The sequence below is a fragment of the Vibrio ezurae NBRC 102218 genome (assembly GCF_000467185.1).
Classification (GTDB): domain Bacteria; phylum Pseudomonadota; class Gammaproteobacteria; order Enterobacterales; family Vibrionaceae; genus Vibrio; species Vibrio ezurae.
In genome coordinates, this window is record NZ_BATM01000003.1 from 1 (window position 1) to 15,865 (window position 15,865).

The 15,865-nt window shown below is 44.4% G+C and carries 15 protein-coding genes and 4 tRNA genes; 1 reads left to right on the forward strand and 18 read right to left on the reverse strand.

Annotated features, from left to right (window positions below):
* Positions 1-35: 35 nt before the first annotated feature.
* The 10 genes from VEZ01S_RS01565 to pncC form a co-directional block, all read right to left on the reverse strand.
* A tRNA-Arg gene (locus VEZ01S_RS01565) sits at positions 36-112 on the reverse strand.
* Positions 113-238: 126 nt separating this feature from the next.
* Positions 239-331: transfer RNA gene (locus tag VEZ01S_RS01570), tRNA-Ser, on the reverse strand.
* A gap of 28 nt (positions 332-359) precedes the next feature.
* Positions 360-436 (reverse strand) — tRNA-Arg (locus VEZ01S_RS01575).
* Positions 437-469: 33 nt separating this feature from the next.
* Positions 470-562 (reverse strand) — tRNA-Ser (locus VEZ01S_RS01580).
* A gap of 182 nt (positions 563-744) precedes the next feature.
* Positions 745-942, reverse strand: coding sequence for a carbon storage regulator CsrA (gene csrA / locus VEZ01S_RS01585; RefSeq protein ID WP_021712262.1), 198 nt, complete (start codon positions 940-942; stop codon positions 745-747).
* Positions 943-1,019: 77 nt separating this feature from the next.
* On the reverse strand, positions 1,020-2,192 hold the full coding sequence (locus VEZ01S_RS01590; RefSeq protein ID WP_021712263.1) for an aspartate kinase: 1,173 nt from the start codon (positions 2,190-2,192) through the stop codon (positions 1,020-1,022).
* A 134-nt stretch (positions 2,193-2,326) separates the two neighbouring features.
* Positions 2,327-4,918 (reverse strand): alanine--tRNA ligase, encoded by a 2,592-nt coding sequence (gene alaS, locus VEZ01S_RS01595; RefSeq protein WP_021712264.1) that lies wholly within the window; start codon positions 4,916-4,918, stop codon positions 2,327-2,329.
* 163 nt (positions 4,919-5,081) lie between these two features.
* On the reverse strand, positions 5,082-5,549 hold the full coding sequence (locus VEZ01S_RS01600) for a regulatory protein RecX (protein WP_021712265.1): 468 nt from the start codon (positions 5,547-5,549) through the stop codon (positions 5,082-5,084).
* 114 nt (positions 5,550-5,663) lie between these two features.
* Positions 5,664-6,704: a recombinase RecA gene (gene recA, locus VEZ01S_RS01605; RefSeq protein ID WP_174371941.1), complete on the reverse strand. Its 1,041-nt coding sequence runs from the start codon at positions 6,702-6,704 to the stop codon at positions 5,664-5,666.
* A gap of 93 nt (positions 6,705-6,797) precedes the next feature.
* On the reverse strand, positions 6,798-7,292 hold the full coding sequence (gene pncC / locus VEZ01S_RS01610; protein WP_021712267.1) for a nicotinamide-nucleotide amidase: 495 nt from the start codon (positions 7,290-7,292) through the stop codon (positions 6,798-6,800).
* 82 nt (positions 7,293-7,374) lie between these two features.
* Between pncC and mutS the strand changes: the two genes are divergently transcribed.
* Entirely contained in the window at positions 7,375-9,942 is a 2,568-nt protein-coding gene (gene mutS, locus VEZ01S_RS01615; RefSeq protein WP_021712268.1) for a DNA mismatch repair protein MutS, read from the forward strand.
* An 88-nt stretch (positions 9,943-10,030) separates the two neighbouring features.
* On the opposite strand, the gene rpoS is transcribed toward mutS, so the two are convergent.
* From rpoS to ftsB, 8 genes are read right to left on the reverse strand one after another with little or no spacing between them, the layout of a single operon-like run.
* Positions 10,031-11,005, reverse strand: a complete 975-nt coding sequence (gene rpoS, locus VEZ01S_RS01620; protein ID WP_021712269.1) for an RNA polymerase sigma factor RpoS — start codon at positions 11,003-11,005, stop codon at positions 10,031-10,033.
* A gap of 46 nt (positions 11,006-11,051) precedes the next feature.
* Positions 11,052-11,879, reverse strand: a complete 828-nt coding sequence (locus tag VEZ01S_RS01625) for a peptidoglycan DD-metalloendopeptidase family protein (protein WP_021712270.1) — start codon at positions 11,877-11,879, stop codon at positions 11,052-11,054.
* Between the two features lie 4 nt (positions 11,880-11,883).
* Complete coding sequence (locus VEZ01S_RS01630; protein ID WP_021712271.1) at positions 11,884-12,510, reverse strand: protein-L-isoaspartate(D-aspartate) O-methyltransferase; 627 nt, start codon at positions 12,508-12,510, stop codon at positions 11,884-11,886.
* Between the two features lies 1 nt (position 12,511).
* The gene (gene surE, locus VEZ01S_RS01635) at positions 12,512-13,252 is read right to left on the reverse strand and encodes a 5'/3'-nucleotidase SurE (protein WP_021712272.1); all 741 of its coding nucleotides are present in this window, start codon (positions 13,250-13,252) and stop codon (positions 12,512-12,514) included.
* Between the two features lie 8 nt (positions 13,253-13,260).
* Positions 13,261-14,292: a tRNA pseudouridine(13) synthase TruD gene (truD, locus tag VEZ01S_RS01640; RefSeq protein WP_021712273.1), complete on the reverse strand. Its 1,032-nt coding sequence runs from the start codon at positions 14,290-14,292 to the stop codon at positions 13,261-13,263.
* 16 nt (positions 14,293-14,308) lie between these two features.
* Positions 14,309-14,791, reverse strand: a complete 483-nt coding sequence (gene ispF, locus VEZ01S_RS01645) for a 2-C-methyl-D-erythritol 2,4-cyclodiphosphate synthase (RefSeq protein WP_021712274.1) — start codon at positions 14,789-14,791, stop codon at positions 14,309-14,311.
* Positions 14,792-14,793: 2 nt separating this feature from the next.
* A complete protein-coding gene (ispD, locus tag VEZ01S_RS01650) occupies positions 14,794-15,492 on the reverse strand; it encodes a 2-C-methyl-D-erythritol 4-phosphate cytidylyltransferase (RefSeq protein ID WP_021712275.1) in 699 nt (232 codons plus the stop codon).
* A gap of 20 nt (positions 15,493-15,512) precedes the next feature.
* On the reverse strand, positions 15,513-15,788 hold the full coding sequence (ftsB, locus tag VEZ01S_RS01655) for a cell division protein FtsB (protein ID WP_021712276.1): 276 nt from the start codon (positions 15,786-15,788) through the stop codon (positions 15,513-15,515).
* Positions 15,789-15,865 lie beyond the last annotated feature (77 nt).

A 15,865-nucleotide genomic window follows, 5' to 3' on the forward strand; every position in this document is an offset into this window, starting at 1 on the left:
CCGTTAATATTTCTATCAACCATTCGTTGTAATAGTGGCGCGTCCTGGAGGATTCGAACCTCCGACCGCCTGGTTCGTAGCCAGGTACTCTATCCAGCTGAGCTAAGGACGCGCAATGTTTTGTACAATGCTGGTTGTACAATATTCTCTTTCAAGAATGTTCTCTTTCAAGAAGGGTGCGAAGTCTATCACACTTTTCAAAATGAGAAACAAAAAAATTGACCAAACGGTCAATAAATGGCGGTGAGGGAGGGATTCGAACCCTCGATACGGCTACAAACCGTATACTCCCTTAGCAGGGGAGCGCCTTCGGCCACTCGGCCACCTCACCGCATTATATTTTATATCGAAAAACGATATGGCGCGTCCTGGAGGATTCGAACCTCCGACCGCCTGGTTCGTAGCCAGGTACTCTATCCAGCTGAGCTAAGGACGCGCATTTTTGTTCCGTTAAGAACGTTCGCAAGAATGGCGGTGAGGGAGGGATTCGAACCCTCGATACGGCTACAAACCGTATACTCCCTTAGCAGGGGAGCGCCTTCGGCCACTCGGCCACCTCACCGTCTTGCGGAGGCACATATTACGATTTACCAAAAATATGTCAAACATTTTATTAGTAAAATGACAGAAAAATCAGTCAACAGAACAACTTTCAACCAAACCGTTCAAAATTGCTAGTTATATGTGTTTATTATCGCCACAAAACAGAAAGACTAACCGTAAGGTTAGCCTTTATAGAAAAACTTAGTAGTTGCCTGTCGCAACGTTTCCATTTCCTTTTTCTGCCTGAATACGCATGTAGATTTCTTCACGATGCACAGAAACTTCTTTTGGTGCATTTACACCGATACGTACTTGGTTACCTTTTACACCTAAAACGGTCACAGTAACCTCATCCCCTATCATAAGGGTTTCGCCAACGCGGCGAGTCAAAATTAGCATTTGATAGCTCCTTGCTGTCACTCAAATTCATTTGAGATCCATTATTCAACAAAAATAACAACTTGGTAAAGAACTTATTACAATATAAGCTCTTTTTTGTCTTTAGCAACATAATGAGATAGCTCAATATACTGAGCATGTATAAAATTAGCGGCTCGATCCAGATGTTCTGGTAATAGTAGCAATTTCACTACCCTATCACACCTAAAACTATCAAGAACTTTGATATCATTCTCTAATAGTTGCATTTGTACTTTCTGATATAGCTCATCCAGCTCTGCACCCACTACCGTTAGGGTACTGACAGGCGCTACATCAATAATATCTTGTTGTAGCATTTGCAGTAGTTTGGAGACGTCGTTACTGTCAACGGCAACAACAGACCCTGAGTGCCAGTGCAAGGTCACTCCTAGTAACTGGCACTGAGCTACAATGGCATCAGCTTTTAGTGGCGCCAAGTCAATACGATACACTTCTCGTTGCAATGCTAGACCGCAAACCGATGCGCGACTTGGCAAACGTGTGACCAAGGTACCTTGCAACGGCGAGAACGACGACAACACACGAACATCTAAGTTATACCTATCAGCAAACTCCACACAAGGAAGATGAAGCACTTTAGCACCATGCTTTGCCATCGCTTGCATGTCGCTAAAATCAATACTATCGAGTTTAATTGCGCTATCGACCACTCTTGGATCGCAACTATAAACGCCATCTACGTCGGTGAAGATTTGGCACTCATCTGCACCTAGAAGCCCAGCTAAGGTCACCGCTGTTGTATCAGAGCCTCCTCGACCAAGCGTAGTGACATCACCGTTTTGGTTCATGCCTTGAAAGCCTGCCACAATGACAATCTGATCGTCGTTCAGCAACGTTTTAAATTTATCGTGATCGATAGACTTTATTGTCGCTTGGTTATGCCTGTCGTCGGTGATGATTCCCGCCTGCCACCCCGTCAATGATGTGGCCTTATAACCAAGCTTGTGTAATGTCATAGCCAACAAGGCGACGGTCACCTGCTCTCCTGCAGACAATAAAACATCCAACTCTCTAGCATTAGGAAGACTGTCCACTTCGCTGGCTAAACTTTGTAAACGATTGGTTTCACCAGACATCGCCGATACCACGACCACGACTTGCTGACCTTGTTGCTTAGTCTTTATGACTCGCTCTGCGACTCGTTGGATTCGCTCAACAGAACCAACAGATGTTCCACCGAACTTCTGTACGATCAATCGCTTTTCCACTAACTCTCCACCTTCCTAAACACTGTATTATTGGTACTCATTAAAAACAATAAAACCAAGCACTTTCAATAAAAGTACCTGGTTTCAATATTGTCTTATTAAGCTTTAGCCGCTCAATATTTATCAGCTATTGATTAAAGACGCTCTTCCAGCCAGCTCTGAACTGATTTCAATGCTTCAGGCACTGCTTCAACATCAGTACCACCCGCTTGTGCCATATCAGGACGACCACCGCCTTTACCACCAACTTGTTGTGCGACCATATTCACCAACTCGCCCGCTTTCACTTTGCCAATCAGATCTTTGGTGACGCCAGCAATCAAGCTAACTTTGTTGTTATCGATGTTCGCAATAAGGATAACACCACTGCCAACACGATTCTTAGTATCATCCACCATGTTACGTAGGTTCTTATTGTCAGCACCTTCTAGAGCAGCAATCAGTACCTTAGTACCCTTGATTTCTTGAACCTTACCCATAATGTTAGCGCTTTCAGCAACGGCTATTTTCTCTTTCAGCTGCTGAATTTCTTTATCAAGCTGTTTAGCTTTAGCTTGCATGTCTGACACTTTTTGAGCGTGGCTTAATTGCTCAGCTTCAATAGAATCCAGTGCAGCTTCACCTGTTACCGCTTCAATACGACGAATACCGGCAGCAATACCACCTTCAGAAGTAATACGGAACAAACCAATGTCACCAGTGTGCGCTGCGTGAATACCACCACACAATTCAACAGAGAAGTCACCCATTGAAAGTACGCGAACTTCATCATCGTATTTCTCGCCAAACAACGCCATCGCGCCTTTTTGTTTTGCCGATTCGATGTCCGTTACTTCGGTCACTATATCGTTATTTGTTCTGATTTGCTGGTTAACTAGACGCTCTACTGTACGCAACTCATCCGCCGTCACAGCTTCAAGATGAGAGAAGTCAAAACGTAGACCTTCAGGCTTAACTAATGAGCCTTTTTGCGCAACGTGTGTGCCTAACACTTGACGAAGTGCAGCATGCAATAAGTGCGTTGCAGAGTGGTTTAAAGAGGTCGCTAAACGACGCTCAGCATCCACAACCGTTTCAACGCTGTCACCCGTGCTCAATACGCCTTCGGCTAACACGCCGTGATGTGCAATGGCATTACCTAGCTTTTGAGTATCTTCAACTTGGAAGCTACCTAGTTCAGTTTTCAATACACCGGTATCACCACATTGACCGCCTGATTCTGCGTAGAACGGCGTTTCGCTCAAGATGATAATCGCTTTGTCGCCTGCAGAAAGTGACTCAGACGCTTCACCTTCAACAAAAATTTCTGTCACTGTGCTGTGACCTTGTGTGGCGGTGTAGCCACTAAAGTCAGAAGTCGCTTCTGTTTTAATCGTTGCGTTGTAGTCAGTACCAAAATGGCCTGCTTCACGAGCACGCTGACGCTGCTCTTCCATCGCTTTTTCAAAACCTGCTTCATCGATATCGAAATCACGTTCACGTGCAACATCATTGGTTAAATCAGCAGGGAAGCCGTAAGTGTCGTACAGTTTAAATACTGTCTCACCATCCAGCGTAGATTTGTTTTCAGACTTAAGAGTGTCTAAAGCATCATTAAGGATGTTCATGCCGCGCTCTAGAGTGCGACCGAAGTTTTCTTCTTCAATGCGTAGGATTTTTTCAACAAGTGCTTGTTGTGCTTTAAGCTCAGTGCCTGCTTCGCCCATCACATCAGCCAGTACGCCGACTAATTTATGGAAGAAGACATCTTTTGCACCTACTTTGTTACCGTGACGCACTGCGCGACGGATAATACGGCGTAGCACATAACCACGACCTTCATTTGAAGGCATAACGCCGTCAACAATAAGATAAGAACATGAACGGATATGGTCGGCAATTACGCGCAAAGATTGGTTAGATAGATCGTCACAACCCACAACTTCAGCAGAGGCTTTGATCAGCGTTTGGAAAACGTCGATTTCATAGTTTGAATGCACGCCCTGCATGATGGCAGAGATACGCTCAATACCCATACCTGTATCTACAGATGGTTTTGGCAGTGGTTCCATAGTGCCGTCAGCGTGACGGTTGAACTGCATGAATACGTTGTTCCAGATCTCAATGAAACGGTCGCCATCTTCTTCAGGAGTGCCTGGACGGCCGCCCCAGATGTGTTCACCGTGATCGTAGAAAATTTCTGTACAAGGACCACAAGGACCAGTATCACCCATAGTCCAGAAGTTATCAGACTCATAGGCTTTACCGCCTTTTTTATCACCAATGCGAACAATACGATCCGCTGGGATGCCCATCTCTTTGTTCCAGATATCAAAGGCTTCGTCATCGGTTTCATAAACCGTTACTAGCAGTTTTTCTTGTGGAAGTTGTAGAACTTCAGTCAAAAACTCCCAAGCAAAACCGATAGCATCATGCTTGAAGTAATCACCAAAAGAGAAGTTACCTAGCATTTCAAAGAAGGTATGGTGACGAGCAGTAAAACCAACGTTTTCTAAATCATTATGCTTACCACCAGCACGTACACAACGTTGTGCCGTAGTGGCACGAGTATAATTGCGTTTCTCGGCTCCTAAGAAACAGTCTTTAAACTGGTTCATACCTGCGTTAGTAAACAGCAAAGTAGGATCGTTGTGAGGTACAAGAGAAGAACTCTCTACTATCTGGTGCCCTTTACTCTCAAAGAACTTTAAAAAGGCACTACGAATCTCGGCGGTACTCATGTACATGTGGCTATTCCTGAAGTGTTCAAGTTAGATTTTTGCCACATTGTAAAACAAGCAAGAGAGAACGACTAGTTTTCTGTCTTAATTGACCACAAATGCCGATTATTTTGTAAAAAATCGCGCTTATCCCCTTAAATCTATCAGGAAAAATAAGAGTTATTTTCAATTAATTGCTAGAAAGTGATACAGAAGAGAGAGCGTATTGGATCTGTTCAAAGCTAAATCCTAGAAATTGTAGCGAGCGTACCTGCCGAGCATATTCTTGACTATCCGCCGTTAAAGCATCATTCAAATGCTTCTCTACCGACAACTTAGCCAGTTCAAACCAATCTTGAGGCTCCTCTCGAAGTGCTTGGTTAATAACATCACAGCCAACCCGCTTCGCTTGTAATTCTTGGCGAATACGATGCTCTCCATGGCCTTTACTTGCTTGTAGCTTTACTTGATCTTTTGCGTAGCGCAAATCATCCAAATAATGATGTTCATGACAAAAAACAATGGCTTCATCAATATCATTTAAACCAAAGCCTTTATTGAGCAACTTTTGTTGCAACTCATAACGTCCATGATCGCGAAGACTCAAAAAGCGTAATGCTTCTTTTTTAGCGGAATTGTTTAGGGATCGAGAATACATACACACCTCGGAAAATTCAGTGCGAAAGAGAAAGTGGATAAATTGGAAATAAGGAGGTAATTACTGAGCCTTAACAGTAAGGCTCAGTAATTAGGAGCATAATTGGGAAAGAGATTATTCGGCTTCGGTCGCTTCAGTTTCTTCTTCAGCAGTAGCAACTGTTAGAAGCATTTCACGAAGTTTAGCATCGATAGCCGTTGCTGCTTCTGGATTTTCACGTAGGAATTTACCTGCGTTTGCTTTACCTTGACCAATCTTATCGCCATTGTAGCTATACCAAGCACCGGCTTTTTCGATTAGCTTATGCTTAACGCCTAAGTCGATCAGCTCACCTTCACGGTTAAAGCCTTGGCCGTACATGATCTGAGTTTCAGCTTGCTTAAATGGTGCCGCAATTTTGTTTTTAACTACTTTAATGCGAGTTTCGTTACCGACAATCTCATCGCCATCTTTGATTGCGCCAGTACGACGAATATCTAGACGAACAGAAGCGTAAAACTTAAGTGCGTTACCACCAGTAGTGGTTTCTGGGTTACCGAACATTACACCAATTTTCATACGAATTTGGTTAATGAAGATACACATACAGTTAGACTGTTTTAGGTTACCGGTTAGCTTACGCATTGCTTGAGAAAGCATACGTGCTTGCAGACCCATGTGGCTATCACCCATTTCGCCTTCAATTTCAGCTTTTGGTGTTAGTGCAGCAACAGAATCGACAACCAAGACGTCAATAGCACCAGAGCGTGCTAGAGCATCACAAATCTCTAGCGCTTGCTCACCAGTATCTGGTTGCGAAACTAATAGAGAATCGATATTTACGCCCAATTTTTGTGCGTAGATAGGGTCAAGAGCGTGCTCGGCATCGATGAATGCACAAGTTTTGCCTTCACGTTGCGCTGCTGCAATAAGCTCAAGAGTTAGAGTTGTTTTACCTGAAGATTCTGGGCCGTAAACTTCTACGATACGTCCCATAGGTAGGCCACCCGCACCCAGTGCGATATCTAATGCCAGTGAACCTGTAGAGATAGTTTCCACGTCCATGGTGCGGTTATCACCAAGGCGCATGATAGAGCCTTTACCGAATTGCTTTTCAATTTGACCAAGTGCCGCTGCGAGCGCTTTTTGTTTATTATCGTCCATTTTATGCTCCATGGAATAGGGTCTTTCTGTCTGATGAATCAATTATTACTGTTAATTCATACAGTGTCTAGATGAAAAAGCGTTTTTTTTAGCATTTAAGTGAAATTAGTTGGTTTCTATATGTTTTTCAATAAGTTGAAGAGCATGACAAACAGACTGATTTCTTACTTGCGTGCGATCACCTGTAAATAAACAGTGTTGTACCTGTATAAGTTCGCTTCCTACTGCCAAGCCAAAACACACGGTACCAACGGGCTTATCTTGTGTACCGCCACCAGGGCCGGCGATGCCTGTGATAGAAACCGCAATTTGCGCTCTCGAATGTTGTACAGCGCCGAGTGCCATTTCTGCGGCTACCTCAATGCTTACTGCTCCAAATTGCTCAAGGGAGCATTCTTTGACAGCTAACATCTCAACTTTGGCTTCATTACTGTAAGTCACAAAAGCTCGGTCAAACCATTGCGAACTGCCTGCTATCTCAGTAACGGCTTGCGCCACGCCGCCACCAGTGCAAGATTCTGCTGTTGCCATCATATAACCTTGTTTTTTGAGTAATTCCCCTACTCTAAGGCTCAATTTATCCAATGTTGTGTCAGACATTTGCTTAATTCACTTTACCACTCATTTAAGATTCATTTATCCTAAGCCCCTAGAGAATTAATGGAAAGCAACAGAAGCTATTATGTCGGTAAAATCTAAGCCAAAACACACTCCAATGATGCAGCAGTATCATAAGCTTAAAGCAGAGAATCCTGAGATCTTGCTTTTTTACCGCATGGGTGATTTCTATGAATTATTTTATGATGATGCCAAACGCGCCTCGCAACTGTTAGATATCTCTTTGACCAAACGCGGCGCGTCTGCTGGCGAACCTATTCCTATGGCTGGCGTCCCTTTTCACGCCGTTGAAGGCTACCTCGCCAAACTGGTGCAATTGGGTGAGTCCGTCGCCATATGCGAACAAATTGGCGACCCTGCGACTTCCAAAGGGCCAGTTGAGCGAAAAGTAGTGCGCATTATCACCCCCGGCACAGTCACCGATGAGGCCTTGTTAAGCGAGCGCGTGGATAACCTCATTGCGGCCATTTATCAGCACAACGGTAAATTTGGTTACGCTACTTTAGATATTACCTCTGGGCGCTTCTTATTGAGCGAACCTGAAACAGAAGAAGCCATGCTTGCCGAGTTGCAACGCACTAGCCCAAAAGAGCTGTTATTCCCCGAAGAGTTTGTTCCCGTGCATATCATGGAAGGTCGTCATGGCAATCGCCGTAGACCAGAATGGGAATTTGAACTGCAAACCGCCAAACAGCAGTTGAATATTCAATTTGGCACCAAAGATCTCATTGGTTTTGGTGTTGAAAAGTCCGAAGTAGCGCTGTGTGCGGCAGGATGTCTAATTCAGTACGTAAAAGACACTCAGCGCACCGCTTTGCCACATATACGCTCTATTACTATTGAGAGACAAGACAATTCGGTTATTTTAGATGCTGCAACTCGCCGTAACTTGGAGATCACTACCAATTTAGCCGGCGGTGTGGATAACACTCTGGCAGAGGTTCTTGATCATACGGCAACGGCGATGGGTAGCCGCATGTTTAAGCGTTGGTTACACCAGCCGACTCGTGAACTGTCAGTATTAAACAACCGCTTAGATTCCATTACAGAGCTAAAAGAGCAGGCTTTGTATCCAGATCTAAATCAGATCCTAAAACAAATCGGCGATATTGAACGTATTGTTGCAAGGCTTGCACTACGCTCCGCTAGACCAAGAGATCTAGCTCGCCTTCGCTCAGCCTTACAAACACTTCCTGAATTAGAAGTGACCTTGCAAATACTGCAAAACTCACACTTGCAAACTCTCGCCACAGACTCAAAGCCAATCGAAAGCTTGTGTGAACTGTTAGAGCGCGCCATTAAAGAAAATCCGCCAGTGGTCATTCGTGATGGTGGCGTATTAGCGGAAGGTTACAACGAAGAGTTAGATCAATGGCGCGATCTTGCCAATGGCGCAACCGAATACCTAGAAAAGCTAGAAGTGGATGAGCGTGAAAGACACGGCATTGATACTTTAAAAGTTGGCTACAACGCAGTACACGGCTTCTATATTCAAGTGAGCAAAGGGCAAAGCCATTTAGTTCCGCCGCATTACATTCGTCGCCAAACCTTAAAAAATGCTGAACGTTATATTATCCCTGAGCTAAAGGAGCACGAAGACAAAGTCCTTAACTCAAAATCCAAAGCATTGGCCATCGAGAAAGGTTTATGGGAAGAGCTGTTTGATCTGATATTGCCACATTTAAGCCAACTGCAATTACTGTCGGCTTCGCTATCAGAAATGGATGTATTGCAAAACTTAGCAGAGCGAGCGGATACCTTAGAGTATTGCCGCCCAAGTATTCATGACAATATTGGGATTGCTATTACCAATGGCAGACACCCTGTTGTGGAGCAAGTGTTAGAAGACCCATTTATTGCCAACCCTGTCGAGCTGAACCCGCAACGTAAAATGTTGATTATTACTGGCCCTAATATGGGGGGTAAATCGACCTATATGCGTCAAACCGCGTTAATTGCACTACTGGCACATATTGGCGCTTACGTTCCGGCACAATCGGCAGAAATTGGGCTTCTTGATCGCATCTTTACCCGTATTGGAGCTTCTGATGATCTGGCCTCTGGTCGTTCTACCTTTATGGTTGAGATGACGGAAACCGCCAATATTTTACACAATGCCACCAATCGCAGTTTGGTTCTGATGGATGAAATTGGGCGCGGCACCAGCACCTATGACGGCTTATCTTTAGCTTGGGCAAGTGCGGAGTGGCTGGCTAATCAAATTAGCGCGCTGACCTTATTTGCTACCCACTACTTTGAGCTTACTGAATTACCCGCTCAATTGCAGGGACTAGCAAACGTACACCTTGATGCCGTCGAGCATGGCGATGACATTGCCTTTATGCATGCCGTGCAAGAAGGTGCTGCCAGCAAATCCTATGGTTTAGCCGTTGCTGGGCTTGCGGGCGTACCCAAAGCGGTGATCAAAAATGCTCGTCAAAAGTTAAGTATACTAGAGCAGCTCAGCGCTCAGCCGCAAAACAGTGCCCCATCTACCGTCGAAGTGGCGAATCAACTCAGCTTGATCCCTGAACCTAGTGATGTTGAGTTGGCTCTAGGTAATATTGATCCTGATGATCTTACGCCAAGACAAGCACTTGAAGAGCTGTACCGATTAAAGAAAATGTTATAAATGTTTTCGATAGCTTCTCTCTAAGTAACAGAGACAAAAAAGCCTGACTTCAAAGTCAGGCTTTTTTATGACGATTTGCTATTCAATGCTATTCGCTATCGAAGTGAAAAAGCGATTCCATATTCAGACCTTGCTTCAATAAGATCTCTCTTAATCGACGTAGACCTTCTACTTGGATCTGACGAACTCTCTCACGAGTTAGACTGATTTCACGCCCGACTTCTTCTAGTGTCGATGGCTCATAACCCAATAGACCGAAACGGCGCGCTAGCACTTCTTTCTGTTTTGGATTCAATTCATCTAGCCAGTCAATCAACGAATGCTTAATGTCGTCATCTTGAGTAGACACTTCAGGATCAGAGTTGTTGATATCAGGAATAATATCCAGCAGGGCTTTATCGCCGTCGCCACCAATTGGTGTATCAACGGAGCTAACACGCTCGTTCAAACGAAGCATTTTGCTTACATCATCAACCGGCTTATCCAGTTTTTGCGCGATTTCTTCTGCCGTCGGTTCGTGGTCTAGCTTTTGCGAAAGCTCACGAGCGGTACGCAGATAAATATTCAGCTCTTTAACGACGTGAATAGGCAGACGAATAGTACGAGTTTGGTTCATCAAAGCACGTTCGATGGTTTGACGAATCCACCACGTAGCGTAAGTAGAGAAACGGAAACCACGCTCAGGATCAAACTTCTCTACTGCACGAATAAGACCTAGGTTGCCCTCTTCGATAAGATCAAGTAACGCTAATCCACGGTTACTGTAACGACGGGAAATTTTCACCACCAAACGTAGATTACTTTCAATCATACGTTTACGTGCTGCTTCATCACCACGCAAAGAACGTCGTGCATATAGCACTTCTTCTTCGGCGGTCAGAAGAGGTGAGAAGCCAATCTCACCAAGATACAATTGGGTTGCATCTAAATTTTTGGCTGAAGCATCAAACTCTTCTTTGGCAGGGGTTTGTTCTACGGCTTCGACGATGCTTGTTTCTACTTCGTCATTCACCTTATCTTCAACCAAGTCATCCACTTTTGCTGCTGTGTTATCCATACTCATAGTGCCTCCAATGGCTCAACAAATGTGCATTCTCAAATGCTATCTGTCAGGGTAAATATCTCTCCGGATTAACGGATTTTCCTTGATACCTAATTTCAAAGTGCAACTTCACGCCATTTGTACCTGAACTGCCCATAGTGGCAATTTTCTGCCCTGCGGTAACTTGCTGTCCCTCATGGACGAGCAACTTATCGTTGTGAGCATAAGCACTAAGGTAGTTGTCGTTGTGTTTTACGATAATGAGGTTTCCATAACCACGTAATGCATTACCGGAATACACAACACTGCCTTTGGCCGTTGATATAACAGCTTGTCCACGCTGTCCTGCAATATCAATCCCTTTGTTTCCTGTTTCGCCAGAAGAGAACTTATTAATGACTCTTCCTTTTGTTGGCCATTTCCAAGACGCAATTTTATGGTTTGATGAAGCGGAGGATGTTGCGCTACTGTTAACACCTTGTTTAGAGCTAACATACTCCTTTGTTGAATGCTTATCAACCTTTGCAGGACTACTTTTTTGTGCGCTGTTGGAGGTCTTATGAGTATGACTTGTTGGCGCTCTGTTCGAGGCAATAGATTGACCTGAAGTATACGCTGGAGATTCTGGGTACCACAGGCGGATCCTCTGTCCGATTCGCAGAGTATAGGGATCTTTTAGATTATTAAACCGAATCAGGCCGTTAACATTCCTATCGGTAACGTACGCAATATAGTAGAGAGTGTCGCCTTTTTTCACCGTGTAATAACTGCCACGATAACTGCCACGCTCTGCTTCTTTATAGCCACGATGACTATTGGTCTGCCCGCTTGGTGCACAAGCCACCAGCGATACTAACAATAACGCACCTAACACTATACGTAATAATCTTTCCATAAACCTAAGCCAGTTCTCCCTGAACTAAAGGTACAAACCTAACATTTTCAATAATCTCGGAACGAATGCCGGATTCTTGCTTGACGATTTTAAGCAACTTTTGATCAGTTTCGCCAATCGGAATGATCAAGCGACCACCAATGGCGAGCTGATCAACCAAGGCGTGTGGTAATTCAGCGGCAGCTGCGGTCACAATAATGGCATCAAAAGGTGCATTCGCGCTCCACCCTTTCCAACCATCACCGTATTTAGATGACACGTTATATATATCAAGCTTAGCCAACCTGCGCTTTGCATCCCACTGCAAGGTTTTAATTCGTTCAATGGAATACACTCGCTCAACCAATTGAGCTAAGACTGCCGTTTGATATCCAGAACCCGTTCCTACCTCTAAGACCTTAGAGTGGTACTCAAGTTCAAGCAGCTCTGTCATTTTTGCGACAATATAAGGTTGAGAGATAGTCTGCCCATTACCTATCGGTAAAGCATTATTATCATAGGCCTGATGGCGCATTGCCTCAGACAAAAAAGACTCTCGCGGTAAGTTGGCGATAGCCTTTAATACAGTAATGTCTTGAATACCTAACTGCTGCAGCTGTTCAGATAATCGCTGTGCTTGATAATGTCCCATTCTATCCTTTTAGCCATTTGTCCATGCTGAGCAATGATTCATGTGCAGTCAGATCTACCTGTAAAGGTGTAATAGACACGTATTTATGCTCAATCGCATAGAAATCTGTCCCTATACCTGCATCTTGCTCTTTTCCTGGAGGCCCTAACCAATACACTTGCTTGCCTCTAGGGTCGAGCTGCTTAATCATATTTTCAGCATGATGTCTTGCGCCCAATCGAGTCACTTCTGTTTCCGTTAAAGACTCCCAAGCCACGTCAGGCACATTCACATTCAGTAAACGATTGGTTGGTATCGGCTTATTGAGATGTTGCTCCACTAACTGACGTGCAATCTTAGCTGCCGTCTTAAAGTGTGTGTTACCCACTAGTGATATTGCAATCGATTGAACACCTAAAAAGTGTCCTTCCATCGCGGCCGCCACAGTGCCTGAATACAATACATCATCACCCAGATTCGCACCGTGGTTGATGCCACTTAATACAAGATCCGGATAATCATCTTTCATTAATTCATTTAACGCAAAATGCACACAATCTGTAGGAGTGCCCTGCACAGAAAAAACATTCGGCTCTATCTCATCCACTCGCAGCGGGTTTTCGAGAGTCAATGAATTAGACGCACCACTACGGTTTCTATCGGGCGCGACAATCACGATATCGGCAATCTGTTTTAGCTCTTCGGCAAGTACTCGAAGACCTTCGGCATGCACACCATCGTCATTACTTAATAAAATTTTCATGCAATCCCTTAGTCAAACGAACGTTCAAACGGGATCTCTTCAACGACCTCTCGCATAATAGAAGTAGCAAAACAGCCAGAGTCTAACCAGAACTTAATCACTACTTGGTCGCCTTCACTAGACCAAGTTAATTGCTCAGGGATCAGTTTGATGATTCGGCGATCATGACGCATGCGATTGCCTCGGATCAAGGCCATCAAATCAGGTTCGGCATCTACTGCAACTTGTTCTATCTCTAGCGCTTTATTTGCCGTGGGTAAGGCATTATCACCCGCTAAAGCGGCCGTTATTGCGCCAAGGCTTGGCGCATTGGCAAGTGTCGCTTCATCCAGCAACACAGTGCCCGTAGAAGAGAGCAATACATCGCCGAGAATAGCGCTATCAAAGCACTGCTGCTCTATGCGTGCCGACACGATTTGGTTGAAAATCCATGAACGAGCTGTAGAAAGGTACAAGCTGCGTTTGTTTTGATTACGAGTACGTACGTTATCACGGCCCCAACGACGAGCTTCATCAAGGTTATTGCCGTTATTACCAAAACGTTGCGCGCCAAAATAGTTTGGCACACCTTGCTCAGAAATGGCTTGTAGACGTGCTTCTACCGCTTCAACGTCGGTCACTTCACTTAGAGTAAGCTCAAATGAGTTACCTTTTAGATCGCCTGGACGCAGTTTTTTATTGTGTCTGGTGGTTTCTAAAATTTCGATGCTTGGGTGCATTTGAGTAAACAAAGCAAAGTTAAGATCATCACTTTTAGGAAGATGCACACTTAACCACTGCTCAGTAACAGCGTGGCGATCTTTCAATCCAGCCCAGCTTACATCTTTTGATTTTACGCCACAGAATTTGGCCAGTTCGTTCGCCACAAAGCTAGTGTTCTCACCGGTTTTGCGTACTCGTAGCATTAAGTGTTCACCACTGCCTGCCAACTCAAAACCGAGATCTTCTTTAACCACAAAGTGCTCAGCTTTTGCTTTTAATTTTGCTTTTGCTTGTGGCTTACCGTGCAAATAAGCCAAGTTTGATAATATGTCACTCATAAGATGGAGTGCGCCTCTAATTATTAGGGTGTTGGATCAGAACAACAGCTTCTACTGCAATTCCTTCTTTGCGTCCGGTAAAGCCCAAACGCTCTGTTGTGGTGGCTTTCACATTCACATTGCCGATCTCTGTTTGTAGATCTTCGGCAATGGCATTGCGCATAGCTTGAATATGAGGTGCCATTTTAGGGGCTTGCGCCATAATGGTCACATCTAGGTTGCCCAGCACATAGCCTTGCTCTTTCACTAGGCGATACACTTCTTTTAACAGTTCACGGCTGTTCGCACCCTTCCATTTATCATCAGTATCAGGGAAGTGGTAACCAATATCGCCTGCGGCGATAGCCCCTAACAGCGCATCACTGACCGCATGTAAGACAACATCACCATCAGAGTGAGCCAAAAGCCCTTGTTCATACGGAACTGAAATCCCACCAATAATGATTGGGCCTTCACCGCCAAATTTATGTACGTCAAAACCATGTCCAATTCGGATCATAATTACTCCTGGGTTGTCGTCGCAGTTAAATAAAACTCAGCCAAAGCTAAATCTTCAGGTTGGGTCACTTTAAGGTTGTCCGAACGTCCCTCTACCAACAACGGAGATCGCCCTATAAGCTCCATACAAGACGCTTCATCTGTGACAGGATGATGATTGTGCAAAGCGGATTGTAAAGCGCTATGTAGCTCAGGCGTACGGAACATTTGTGGTGTTAATGCATGCCATAGATGCGCACGTTCGACGGTAGAATCGATTTCATTGTTGCTCGATGAGCGCTTCATGGTATCGCGCACTCGAGCGGCCAAAATAGCGCCAACGCCATGTTGCGTGCCTTGCTCGATTAATGAGGTGATATTGTCCAAGCACACATTCGGTCTGGCAGCGTCATGCACTAACACCCAATCTTGATAACCTTGCTCGATAAGATGATTGAGCGCACTTAATACTGAGTCACTGCGTTCTTTGCCACCCGCAACGCGGGTAACTAAAGGATGACACGCCAGAGAGGTATCAGAAAAGTATCCATCGTTTTCACTAATTGCTACTACCACCTCTGATATTTGAGGATGTGATAACAACTTCTCTATTGTGTGTTCTAGGATAGTTTTCCCATGCAGCATGAGATACTGTTTCGGCTTATTCGCCTGCATCCGACTACCGACTCCGGCAGCAGGAACAATAGCAATATATTTATTCAAGTTGAAAACCGCTTGTAAAGTTAGTCGGTATCGATGATTCGATAAAAGGTTTCACCTTTTTTAACCATGCCAAGTTCATGACGCGCTCGTTCTTCAATAGCATCAAGGCCTTGTTTAAGGTCGTCAATTTCAACAAACATTTCATCATTGCGCTTGCGTAATTCAGAGTTTACAGAGCTTTGTATCGCTACCTCATCTTTTACTTGGCGATAATCATTCACACCATTCTTACCAATCCACAGCGTAGCCTGCATCAGTAATAGTAAGCAAAATAACAATATAGAAAATAAACGCACGACAAAATCCTTACTTAATCGCCAAGGGTTCAAATCAATTATGCTTATCCAGATACGTTATTATACCAATCGTACTA

Excerpts from the sequence above, each read along its gene's own strand:
- csrA (WP_021712262.1), bottom strand. The coding sequence starts at position 942 with ATGCTAATTTTGACTCGCCGCGTTGGCGAAACCCTTATGATAGGGGAT.
- alaS (WP_021712264.1), bottom strand. The coding sequence starts at position 4,918 with ATGTACATGAGTACCGCCGAGATTCGTAGTGCCTTTTTAAAGTTCTTT.
- VEZ01S_RS01600 (WP_021712265.1), bottom strand. The coding sequence starts at position 5,549 with ATGTATTCTCGATCCCTAAACAATTCCGCTAAAAAAGAAGCATTACGC.
- recA (WP_174371941.1), bottom strand. The coding sequence starts at position 6,704 with ATGGAGCATAAAATGGACGATAATAAACAAAAAGCGCTCGCAGCGGCA.
- pncC (WP_021712267.1), bottom strand. The coding sequence starts at position 7,292 with ATGTCTGACACAACATTGGATAAATTGAGCCTTAGAGTAGGGGAATTA.
- mutS (WP_021712268.1), top strand. The coding sequence starts at position 7,375 with ATGTCGGTAAAATCTAAGCCAAAACACACTCCAATGATGCAGCAGTAT.
- rpoS (WP_021712269.1), bottom strand. The coding sequence starts at position 11,005 with ATGAGTATGGATAACACAGCAGCAAAAGTGGATGACTTGGTTGAAGAT.
- VEZ01S_RS01625 (WP_021712270.1), bottom strand. The coding sequence starts at position 11,879 with ATGGAAAGATTATTACGTATAGTGTTAGGTGCGTTATTGTTAGTATCG.
- VEZ01S_RS01630 (WP_021712271.1), bottom strand. The coding sequence starts at position 12,510 with ATGGGACATTATCAAGCACAGCGATTATCTGAACAGCTGCAGCAGTTA.
- surE (WP_021712272.1), bottom strand. The coding sequence starts at position 13,252 with ATGAAAATTTTATTAAGTAATGACGATGGTGTGCATGCCGAAGGTCTT.
- truD (WP_021712273.1), bottom strand. The coding sequence starts at position 14,292 with ATGAGTGACATATTATCAAACTTGGCTTATTTGCACGGTAAGCCACAA.
- ispF (WP_021712274.1), bottom strand. The coding sequence starts at position 14,791 with ATGATCCGAATTGGACATGGTTTTGACGTACATAAATTTGGCGGTGAA.